At 72.1% G+C, this 10,850-nt stretch carries 10 protein-coding genes; 9 read left to right on the forward strand and 1 reads right to left on the reverse strand.

Going from position 1 to position 10,850, the window contains the following annotated elements:
* The first annotated feature begins 171 nt into the window (after positions 1-171).
* Genes purH through CCR87_RS09400 form a run of 3 tightly spaced genes read left to right on the forward strand, consistent with a single transcriptional unit; the run spans position 172 to position 2,829 of the window.
* Entirely contained in the window at positions 172-1,776 is a 1,605-nt protein-coding gene (purH, locus tag CCR87_RS09390; RefSeq protein ID WP_201157269.1) for a bifunctional phosphoribosylaminoimidazolecarboxamide formyltransferase/IMP cyclohydrolase, read from the forward strand.
* 4 nt (positions 1,777-1,780) lie between these two features.
* A complete protein-coding gene (lspA, locus tag CCR87_RS09395; protein ID WP_201157270.1) occupies positions 1,781-2,266 on the forward strand; it encodes a signal peptidase II in 486 nt (161 codons plus the stop codon).
* A gap of 53 nt (positions 2,267-2,319) precedes the next feature.
* Positions 2,320-2,829 carry a DUF3035 domain-containing protein gene (locus CCR87_RS09400; RefSeq protein WP_201157271.1) on the forward strand — a complete coding sequence of 170 codons (510 nt, stop codon included), beginning with the start codon at positions 2,320-2,322 and terminating at the stop codon, positions 2,827-2,829.
* A 13-nt stretch (positions 2,830-2,842) separates the two neighbouring features.
* Here the strand turns inward: CCR87_RS09400 and CCR87_RS09405 are convergent, their stop codons facing one another.
* Entirely contained in the window at positions 2,843-3,172 is a 330-nt protein-coding gene (locus CCR87_RS09405) for a hypothetical protein (protein ID WP_201157272.1), read from the reverse strand.
* A gap of 145 nt (positions 3,173-3,317) precedes the next feature.
* Here CCR87_RS09405 and CCR87_RS09410 point away from each other — a divergent pair, with 145 nt between their 5' ends.
* The 6 genes from CCR87_RS09410 to CCR87_RS09435 all read left to right on the forward strand — a co-directional run bounded on the left by CCR87_RS09410 (position 3,318) and on the right by CCR87_RS09435 (position 10,773).
* Positions 3,318-3,797, forward strand: coding sequence for a formate dehydrogenase subunit gamma (locus CCR87_RS09410; protein WP_201157273.1), 480 nt, complete (start codon positions 3,318-3,320; stop codon positions 3,795-3,797).
* Complete coding sequence (locus CCR87_RS09415; RefSeq protein ID WP_201157274.1) at positions 3,794-5,326, forward strand: formate dehydrogenase beta subunit; 1,533 nt, start codon at positions 3,794-3,796, stop codon at positions 5,324-5,326. The genes CCR87_RS09410 and CCR87_RS09415 overlap by 4 nt, the downstream gene beginning before the upstream one ends.
* Entirely contained in the window at positions 5,323-8,202 is a 2,880-nt protein-coding gene (fdhF, locus tag CCR87_RS09420; protein ID WP_201157275.1) for a formate dehydrogenase subunit alpha, read from the forward strand. Before CCR87_RS09415 ends, fdhF begins: the two co-directional genes overlap by 4 nt.
* Complete coding sequence (gene fdhD / locus CCR87_RS09425) at positions 8,199-9,026, forward strand: formate dehydrogenase accessory sulfurtransferase FdhD (protein WP_420850163.1); 828 nt, start codon at positions 8,199-8,201, stop codon at positions 9,024-9,026. The genes fdhF and fdhD overlap by 4 nt, the downstream gene beginning before the upstream one ends.
* On the forward strand, positions 9,016-9,231 hold the full coding sequence (locus tag CCR87_RS09430) for a formate dehydrogenase subunit delta (protein WP_201157277.1): 216 nt from the start codon (positions 9,016-9,018) through the stop codon (positions 9,229-9,231). Before fdhD ends, CCR87_RS09430 begins: the two co-directional genes overlap by 11 nt.
* Before the next feature lie 210 nt (positions 9,232-9,441).
* Complete coding sequence (locus tag CCR87_RS09435) at positions 9,442-10,773, forward strand: DUF5930 domain-containing protein (protein WP_201157278.1); 1,332 nt, start codon at positions 9,442-9,444, stop codon at positions 10,771-10,773.
* Positions 10,774-10,850: the final 77 nt, after the last annotated feature.

The following is a 10,850-nucleotide window of genomic DNA, read 5'->3' on the forward strand; positions in this document are numbered from 1 at the left end:
CCCGACATGGGCGGTGGTGTTCGCCGGGCGCGCCCACGCCCCCGCGCGACAGATCGGCTGGACGCTGGCCAAGGCAGAGGATACCCCCGTCGGCGTGCGCGACCTGGATCTGCGCGCCGATGGCGGGCCGGAGTGACCGCCGCACCGCCAATTGCCGAAAGGACACCGCCGATGACCGCCCACCCCACCCCGATCCGCCGCGCCCTGATCTCCGTCTCGGACAAGACGGGCCTCGATGCGCTGGCCGCAGCGCTGGCCGCGCGGGGCGTGGAGGTGCTGTCCACCGGCGGCACGGCGGCACAGCTGCGCAAGGCGGGGCTGAGTGTGCGCGACGTGGCCGAGGTCACCGGCAGCCCCGAGATGCTGGACGGCCGGGTCAAGACGCTGCACCCGCGCATCCACGGCGGGTTGCTGGCGCGGCGCGCCGATCCCGCCCATGTGGCCGCGCTGCGCGATCACGGCATTCCGGAAATCGACCTGCTGGTGGTCAACCTCTATCCGTTCGAGGCGACGGTGGCGCGCGGCGCAGGCTATGACGACTGCGTCGAGATGATCGACATCGGCGGCCCGGCGATGATCCGCGCGGCGGCCAAGAACCACGGCGATGTCACCGTGCTGACAGACCCCGCCGATTACCCCGCCTTTCTGGAGGAGATCGAGCACCAGGGCGGCGCCACCACGCCCGCGTTCCGCCGCGCGATGGCGCTGGCGGCGTTCGGGCGCACGGCGGCCTATGACGCGGCGGTGTCGACGTGGCTTGCCAGCGCGCTGGAGCAACCCGCACCGCCCACCCGCGCCTTTGCCGGGCGGCTCGCGCAGCCGCTGCGGTACGGCGAGAACCCGCACCAGCGCGCGGCGTTCTACACCGACGGCAGCGACCGGCCCGGCGTGGCCACCGCCCGCCAGGTCCAGGGCAAGGAGCTGTCCTACAACAACATCAACGACACCGACGCCGCGTTCGAGCTGGTCTCGGAATTCGCCCATCGCGCGGGGCATGCCGGCGGCGCGGCCTGCGTGATCGTGAAGCACGCCAACCCCTGCGGCGTGGCCACCGGCGACACGCTGCGCGACGCCTATGTCCGCGCGTTCGACTGCGACCGGACCTCGGCCTATGGCGGGATCGTGGCGGTGAACCAGCCGCTCGACGGCCCGGCGGCCGAGGCGATCTGCGAGATCTTCACCGAGGTGGTGATCGCGCCCGGCGCCGACGCGGCCGCGCTGAAATGCTTCGCCGCCAAGCCCAACCTGCGGCTTCTGCTGACCGACGCGCTGGCCGATCCGGCCGCGCCGGGGCTGAGCCTGCGGCAGGTGGCGGGGGGCCTTCTGGTGCAGGACCGCGACGCGGACCTGCTGGACGAGGGCGCGCTGCGGGTGGTCACGAAACGCAGCCCCACCCCGGCCGAGCGCGCCGATCTGCTGTTCGCCTGGACGGTGGCCAAGCATGTGAAGTCCAACGCCATCGTCTATGCCCGCGGCGGTGCCACCGTCGGCATCGGCGCGGGCCAGATGAGCCGCGTGGACAGCACCCGCATCGCCGCGCGCAAGGCCGCCGACATGGCCGAGGCGCTGGGCCTGGACGCCAGCCCCGCCAAGGGCGCGGTCGTGGCGTCGGATGCGTTCTTCCCCTTCCCCGACGGGCTGATCACCGCGGCCGAGGCCGGCGCGACGGCGGTGATCCAGCCCGGTGGATCCCTGCGCGACCAGGCGGTGATCGACGCGGCGGATGCGGCGGGGCTGGCGATGCTGTTCACCGGCCGCCGCCACTTCCGGCACTGAGGGGATGCGCATCGCGCTGTGGACAGCCGGGATCACGCTGGCGCTGGATCAGGGGTCCAAGGCCTGGGTGATCCATGTCCTCGATCTGCCGCGCAGGCTGGCGATCGACGTGGTGCCGCCGTTCTTCAACCTGCGCATGGCGTGGAACACGGGGGTGAACTTCGGCCTGTTCGCGGGCGATGCGGCGGCGATGCGCTGGGCGCTGGTGGCGCTGGCGCTGGGGATCGCCGCGGGGGTGTGGCTGTGGGTGTCCCGGCAGCCGCCCCGGCGGGGGCTGCGGGCCTCGGCAGGGCTGCTGGTGGGCGGCGCGCTGGGCAATGTGATCGACCGGGTGCAGTACGGCGCGGTGGCGGACTTCATCAACATGTCGTGCTGCGGGCTGACCAACCCGTTCGCCTTCAATGTCGCGGACGTGGCGATCTTTGCGGGGGCGCTGGGGATCGTGCTGTTCTCGGGGGATGCCGACGGCAAGACCGACAAGACCCCGTGACGCCCCGCCCCGGATGCGTTAGGAAAAGTGGGCAATCGGCAGGAGGAACGGCCATGCGCAGCGCCTTGAACATCCCGGCGGCACTTCTGCTTGTGCTGGCGCTGGCGGCGTGTTCGGACCGCAGCGAACCGCGCCTGATGAACCTTCAGTCCAGCACCGACGGGCCCGACGCCTTTGCCCTGGTGCCCACCCGCCCGCTGGAGATGCCTGCCTCGCTCGACACGCTGCCGCAGCCGGCGCCGGGGACGGTGAACCGCGCCGATCCGAACCCGCGCGCCGATGCCATCGCGGCACTGGGCGGGCGCCCCGGGGCGTCGGTCGCGGGCGACGCGGCGTTGATGTCCTACACCACGCGGTTCGGCGTCACGCCGGACATCCGCGCGCAACTCGCCGCCGCGGATCTGGAGCGGCGCAGCCGCAACCGAGGACGTCTTCTGGAGCGCTGGTTCGGCGTGAACACCTACAACCAGGCGTACCGCGACATGGCCCTCGACAGCCAGGCAGAGCTGCAACGCTGGCGGGGTGCGGGCGCGCGCACCCCGGGCGCCCCGCCGCCGCGGTAAGGGGCACGCGGACTCACAACTCGATGCTGTCGCCGTCAGAATCGGGGGCGGCATCGGGGGCCGGCTCGGGCGCATCGGGCCGTACATCTGACGGCTCGGTGCGGCGACGGATCAGGATGTCGCCGTTCGGCAGAACCTCGGGCGGGTAATAGGCCGACAGATCGCCCAACCGGCGCTGCAACGCCCGCAGGCCGGGCTCCAGCTCTTCCATCAGATCGCGCAGCAATTGCCGGGTGCCCTCCTGCAAGGGGCCCGCCCCCTCGGACGGGGCGGCGTCCTGCGCCAGGGCGCCGGGGGTAGCCGTCAGCAGCACGACAAGGCAGATGGGGCGCAGATGGTACATCGTTCAATTCTAGCACAGGCGCGCCGCACGACAAAGCCACCGCCCCGACGATAGACGCTGTCTATCGTGCAACGGGTTTGCGCCATTGATCCGGCGCCCGACACCGCGCAGCCTCGGGGCCTTCCGGTCCGCAGAGGTTGCGCACATGTCCACCCCGCCCCACACCGACCCGGCCACGGTCACGGCCGCCGTCCACGCCATCCTGCACGATCATGCGGGGCTGGAGGGGCCGCTGCTGCCAGTGCTGCACGCGGTGCACGCCCGTTTCGGCCACATCCCCCCCGAGGCCGTGCCGACGATCGCCGACGCGCTGGCCCTCGGCCGGGCCGAGGTGCACGGCGTCATCTCCTTTCACCACGAATTCCGCAGCACCCCCGCCGGGCGCCGCGTGATCCGGCTGTGCCGGGCCGAGGCCTGCCAGGCCGTCGGCGCCCGTGCGCTGGCCGCGCATGCACGCGACCGGCTGGGCATCGGCTGGAACCAGACGACCGAGGACGGCGCGGTGACGCTGGAGGCCGTATACTGCCTGGGGCTGTGCGCCTGTGGTCCGGCGGCGCTGGTGGACGGCGTGCCGGTGGGGCGGGTGACGCCCGGCACGCTCGACCAGCTGGTGGCGACCGCATGAGGGTGTTCCTGTCCCGCGACGCCAGCGCCCGGGCGCTGGGGGCCGAGGCCGTCGCCACCGCGATCCGCGCCGCCGCCCCCGGGGTGGAGCTGGTGCGCACCGGATCGCGCGGCATGGTCTGGCTGGAGCCGCTCCTGGAGGTGGAGACGCCCGACGGCCGCCTCGCCTTCGGCCCGCTGGCGGCCGGGGACGTGCCCGCGCTGTTCGCAGGTGGCGTGCCCGGCGCGGGGCATCCGCGCTGCCTTGGTCCGACCGAGGACCTGCCGTGGATGGCCCGCCAGACCCGGCTGACATTCGCGCGCTGCGGGGTGATCGCGCCGCTGTCGCCAGACGACTACGCCGCCCACGGTGGCCTGACGGGCCTGCGCCGCGCGCTGGCGATGGAGCCGGCCGCGATCACCGCGCGGATCACCGACAGCGGCCTGCGCGGGCGCGGCGGCGCGGGCTTTCCCACCGGGGTGAAGTGGGACACCGTGCGCACCGCCCCCACCCGGGGCGCGCCCTCCCGCAAATACATCGTCTGCAACGCCGACGAGGGCGATTCGGGCACATTCGCCGACCGCATGCTGATGGAGGGCGACCCCTTCTGCCTGATCGAGGGCATGGTGATCGCCGGGCTCGCGACCGGCGCGGAGCGGGGCTTCGTCTACCTCCGCTCGGAATACCCCGATGCGGTGGCGGTGATGCGCGCGGCCGTGGTGGCAGCCCGCGCGGCCACGCTGCTGGGGCCTTCGGTGCTGGGCTCGGGGCGGGCCTTCGACATCGAGGTCCGGGTCGGCGCGGGATCTTATGTCTGCGGCGAGGAGACGGCGCTCCTGAACTCGCTGGAGGGCAAGCGCCCGGTGGTGCGCAGCAAGCCGCCGCTGCCGGCGCTGGAGGGGGTGTTCGGCCAACCCACCGTGGTCAACAACGTCATCACCCTGGCGTCGGTCCCGGCGATCCTGGCGCAGGGGGCGGCGGGCTATCGTGATCTCGGGATCGGACGCTCGCGCGGCACGATCCCGTTGCAGATCTCCGGGAACGTGCGCCGCGGCGGGCTCCTGGAGGTCCCCTTCGGCCTGACCCTATCCGAGATCGTCGACGACATCGCCGGGGGCACCGCCTCGGGGCGGCCGGTGCGCGCGGTGCAGGTGGGCGGCCCGCTGGGGGCGTATTTCCCGCGCGCGCTGTTCGACACGCCCTTCGGCTACGAGGAGTACGCCGCGCGCGACGGGCTGATCGGGCACGCGGGCATCGTGGTGTTCGACGACACCGTGGACATGCTGGAACAGGCGCGCTTCGCCATGGAGTTCACGGCCCATGAAAGCTGTGGCAAATGCACCCCCTGCCGCATCGGCGCTGTGCGCGGGGTGGAGGTTCTCGACCGGCTGGCGGGCGGCGCACCGGGCCAGGAGGCGCTCCTGCGCGACCTGTGCGAGGTCATGGCGGCGGGGTCGCTGTGCGCGCTGGGGGGGCTGGCGCCGGTGCCGGTCCTGTCCGCGCTGACGCATTTTCCGCAGGATTTCGCCCGCGAAAGGACAGCGGCATGAAGGACCTGGTGATTCCCCCGGACGACCGCGACTTCGGCACGCCCGCCAGCCGCGCCGCCGACACCGTCACCCTGTGGATCGACGGCAGCGCCGTGACCGTCCCGGCGGGCACCAGCGTGATGCGCGCGGCCGCGACCGCCGGCATCGCGATCCCGAAGCTGTGCGCCACCGACAGCCTGGAGGCGTTCGGCTCCTGCCGGCTGTGCCTGGTGGAGATCGAGGGGCGGCGCGGCACGCCCGCCTCCTGCACCACGCCGGTGGCCGAGGGCATGGTGGTGCACACCCAGACCCCCCAGGTGCAAAAGCTGCGCCGCGGGGTGATGGAGCTCTACATCTCGGACCACCCGCTCGACTGCCTGACCTGTGCGGCGAACGGCGATTGCGAATTGCAGGACCAGGCCGGGATCGTCGGCCTGCGCGAGGTCCGCTACGCCCCCGGCGCGAACCACGTCCACGCACAGGACGCGGGCGCGGCCAACCCCCGCCACCGGCCCGTCGATGCCTCCAACCCCTATTTCACCTATGACCCGTCGAAATGCATCGTCTGTTCGCGCTGCGTGCGCGCCTGCGAGGAGGTGCAGGGCACATTCGCGCTGACGATCGAGGGCCGCGGCTTCGACAGCCGCGTCTCCCCCGCCGCCGACAGCTTCATGGCCTCGGACTGCGTGTCCTGCGGCGCCTGCGTGCAGGCCTGCCCCACCGCCACCCTGACCGAGACATCCATCATCGAACTGGGCCAGCCCAGCCGCAGCGTGGTCACCACCTGCGCCTATTGCGGCGTGGGCTGTTCCTTCGAGGCGCAGATGCGCGGCGACGAGCTGGTGCGCATGGTGCCGTGGAAGCATGGCGCGGCCAACCGGGGGCACAGCTGCGTCAAGGGCCGCTTCGCCTGGGGCTATGCCAGCCACCCCGACCGCATCCTGCGCCCGATGATCCGCGACGCCATCACCGACCCCTGGAGGGAGGTGAGCTGGGAGGAGGCGCTGGCCTACACCGCGCGGCGCTTCCGCGCGATCCAGGCGGAGCATGGCACCGGCGCCATCGGCGGCATCACCTCGTCGCGCTGCACCAACGAGGAGACGTATCTGGTCCAGAAGCTGATCCGGCAGGTGTTCGGCAACAACAACGTGGACACCTGCGCGCGGGTCTGCCACTCGCCCACCGGCTACGGGCTCAAGCAGACCTTCGGAACCTCCGCCGGGACGCAGGACTTCGATTCGGTGGAGGCCACCGATGTGGTCCTGCTGATCGGCGCCAATCCCACCGACGGGCATCCGGTGTTCGCCTCGCGGCTGAAGAAGCGCCTGCGGGCGGGCGCCCGGCTGATCGTCGTGGACCCGCGCAAGACCGATCTGGTGGACGCGACCCCCCACATCCGCGCGGCCCATCACCTGGCGCTGCGGCCCGGCACCAACGTCGCGCTGCTGACGGCGATGGCGCATGTGATCGTGACCGAAGCGCTGGTGGACGACGTCTTCGTGCGCGCGGGCTGCGATCCGGACGCCTTTCACGACTGGGCCGCCTTCGTGGCCGAGGATCGCCACAGCCCCGAGGCGACCGCCGCCCTGACCGGCGTGCCGGCCGAGGCGGTGCGCGGGGCCGCGCGCCTCTATGCCACCGGGGGGAATGGCGCGATCTATTACGGGCTGGGCGTGACCGAGCACTCCCAGGGCTCCACCACCGTCATGGCGATCGCGAACCTTGCGATGGCCACCGGCAACATCGGCCGTCCGGGCGTCGGCGTGAACCCGCTCCGGGGGCAGAACAACGTGCAGGGCGCCTGCGACATGGGCAGCTTTCCGCATGAACTGCCGGGCTATCGCCACATGTCCGACGACGCCGCGCGCGCCACCTTCGAGGCGCTGTGGGGCGTGACCCTGTCGCCGGAGCCGGGCCTGCGCATCCCCAACATGCTCGATGCCGCGACCGAGGGGCGGTTCCGCGGCCTCTATATCCAGGGCGAGGATATCCTGCAGTCCGACCCCGACACGGCCCATGTCTCGGCCGGGCTGCGGGCGATGGACTGCGTGGTGGTGCAGGACCTGTTCCTCAACGAGACCGCCACCCACGCCCATGTCTTCCTGCCCGGCTGCACCTTTCTGGAAAAGGACGGCACCTTCACCAACGCCGAACGCCGCATCAACCGCGTGCGCCGGGTGATGGCGCCGCGCAACGGCATGGCCGACTGGGAGGTGACCCAAGCCCTGGCCCGCGCGATGGGCGCCGACTGGGCCTATGACCACCCAAGCCAGATCATGGCCGAGGTCGCCGCCACCACCCCCAGCTTTGCCGGCGTGTCGTATGAGCTGCTGGAGCGGGTGGGCTCGGTCCAGTGGCCGTGCAACGCCGACGCGCCCACCGGCACGCCGGTGATGCACGCAGACGGCTTCAACCGGGGCCTGGGCCGATTCATCGTCACCGAATACATCGCCACCGAGGAACGCACCGGCCCGCGATTCCCGCTGCTGCTGACCACCGGCCGGGTGCTGAGCCAGTACAACGTCGGCGCCCAGACCCGCCGCACCCCCAACACCGCCTGGCACGCCGAGGATCTGCTGGAAATCCACCCCCACGACGCCGAGGTCCGTGGGATCACCGAGGGCGCGTGGGTGCGCCTCGCCTCGCGCGCGGGAGAAACCAGCCTGCGCGCAACCCTGACCGACCGGGTGGCGCCGGGGGTGGTCTACACCACCTTCCACCACCCCGGCACGCAGGCCAACGTGATCACCACCGACAACTCCGACTGGGCCACCAACTGCCCGGAATACAAGGTGACGGCGGTGCAGGTCGGCCTGTCGAACGGGCCGACCGAATGGCAGCGCGACCACGCCCGGCGGGCCGACGCCGCGCGCCGCGTCCTGCCGGCGGCAGAGTGATGCGCACCGCCCTGCCGATGCCGCGCCATGCCTGGCGCGCGGGCCGCTGGCAGGCAGGCACCCGCGCCCTGCCCGACGAGGTGGCGGTCGCGCTCAGCTACAACGGCACGGCGCAGGCGGTGATGATGGCCACCCCCGCCGATCTGGAGGAGTTCGGGCTCGGCTTCACCCTGACCGAGGGAATCGCCACCCGGGCGGAGGTCGAGGACATCACCGTGGCCGAGGTTCCGGGCGGCCTCGACGTGCAGATGACGCTCGCGGCCGGGGCCGAAGCGCGGCTGGCGGCGCGGCGGCGGGCGATGGCCGGGCCGGTGGGCTGCGGGCTGTGCGGCCTCGACACGATCGCGGCGGCGCTGGGCGCCCCGCCCCGCGTCGGCGCCACGCTGACCCTGACGCCCGCACAGATCACCGACGCCATGGCCCGGCTGCCCGGCAACCAGCGGCTGCATGACGCCACGCGGGCGGCGCATGCGGCGGCATTCTTCACCCCCGCGGGCGGGATCATGGCCCTGCGCGAGGATGTCGGCCGGCACAACGCGCTGGACAAGCTGGCCGGTGCGCTGGCGCGAACGGGGACCGAGGCGGCCCGCGGCGCTGTGGTCCTGACCTGCCGGATCTCCATCGACATGGTGCAGAAGGCCGCGGCGCTGGGCACCGGCCTGGTGATCGCCGCCTCGGCCCCCACGGCGCATGCGGTGCGCATGGCCGATGCGGCGGGCCTGACGCTGATCGGGCTGGCGCGCGCCGACGGGTTCGAGGTCTTCACCCACCCCCACCGCATCCCCGACCACATCCCCGATCGGAGGGCCGCCGATGTCGCCTGAGAAACTCGTCCGCATGGCCAACCAGATCGCCGCCTTCCACGCCAGCCAGCGCGGCCCGGCGGCGTCGGCCGTGGCCAGCCACATCAACGATTTCTGGGACCCGGGACTGCGCGCGGCGCTGCGCGCGCATGTGTCGGCCGGCGGCGTCGGGCTGCGTGCCGAAGTCCGCGCGGCCGTCCCGATGCTGCGCGCCGCGCCGGACTGAACCGCCGCCCCGCGTGGCAAACGCCCATCACATGGGCCGGAGGCGGGCCGCTTTCGGCGAGATCTTGCCGACACCAGTGGATTTTCGCCGCCCCGTGGAACCGGATCGGCACTGGCCTTGCACGCCAACCGCCCCGTCGCCTACACGACAGGCGGACGGGCCACGGGCGATTAACGCCCGGGCAGTTGGGGCAAGGACGGGACAAGGCCATTGCGAAGCCTGATCGAGCATGTCGACAAGGCGCTTGAGCGCCGAATCTCCGAAAAGCGTCTGTTCCTGAGGTCGCAGGACGAGGTCCGCTACATCCGCCTCACGCCGCTGTCGCAGGTGGCGGCCATGGCGGGGGTCTCGCTGGCGGTGGGCTGGCTGCTGATCGCCACGGCGATCCTGATGATGGACAGCGTCGGTGCGGGGGCCCTGCGGGACCAGGCCGCACGCGAGCAGGCCCTGTACGAGACCCGCCTCAACCAGATGGCCGCCGAACGCGACAGCCGCGCCGCCGAGGCGGTCCAGGCCCAGGAGCGCTTCAACGTGGCGCTGCAAAAGGTCTCGGAGATGCAATCCGCGCTGCTGGCGTCCGAACAACGCCGCGCCGAGATGGAAACCGGCATCGACGTGATCCAGGCCACCCTGCGCCGCACCATGGCCGAGCGCGACGCCGCCCGCCGCGAGCTTGCCGCCCGGGCCGAGGCGCAGATGGCCGACGGCCGCACCCCCGAGGCCCGCGCCGCTGACATGGAGGACACGCTCGATTTCCTTCTGGCCGCGCTCGAGGAAACCTCCGAGCAGCGCGACACCATCGCCGACGCTGCCCAGCAGGCCCGCCGCGAGGTCGAGCACCTGCAGCTGGAAGCCCGCCTGCGCGACGAACGCAACGACATGATCTTCACCCGCCTGGAGGAAGCCGTCAGCGTCTCCATGGCGCCGCTGGAGCGGGTGTTCCGCGAGGCCGGCCTGCCGCCCGAGCGTATCCTCGAACAGGTCCGCAGCGCCCATGTCGGCCCCGGCGAGCGTCTCCAGCCCATCGCGATCTCCACCCGCGGGTCGCTGGAGATGGACGACGACGCGCAGCGCGTGAACGACATCCTCTCGGGGCTCGACCGGATCAACCTGTTCCGCATCGCATCGGAACGTGCGCCGTTTGCCGAACCCGTCAGCGCCAATGTCCGCTTCACCTCGGGCTTCGGCACCCGGCGCGACCCCAAGACCGGGCGCACGCGCCAGCACAACGGCGTGGACTTTGCCGGGCCGCGCGGCACCCCGATCCACGCCACCGCCGACGGGGTGGTGACGCAGGCCGGATGGCAGGGCGGCTATGGCAACACCGTGATCGTGCGCCACGCCTTCGGGATCGAGACGCTTTATGCCCACCTCCACTCGATCAACGTGCGCGAAGGGCAAAGGGTCTCGCGCGGGGACCGGATCGGTGGTATGGGAACAACCGGCCGCTCCACCGGCGTCCACCTCCACTATGAGGTCCGGCTCGGCGGCAGGCCGATCGACCCGATGACCTACATAAGGGCTGCCAGGAATGTTTTCTAAGAGCCGGATCAACGATCCCGGGCCGCGCAAGGCCGAAGACGACGCCCCCCGCCCGGTGGACGCCGCAACCCTGCGCC

The organism is Rhodobaculum claviforme, from assembly GCF_016653255.1.
In the GTDB taxonomy this organism is placed as follows: domain Bacteria; phylum Pseudomonadota; class Alphaproteobacteria; order Rhodobacterales; family Rhodobacteraceae; genus Rhodobaculum; species Rhodobaculum claviforme.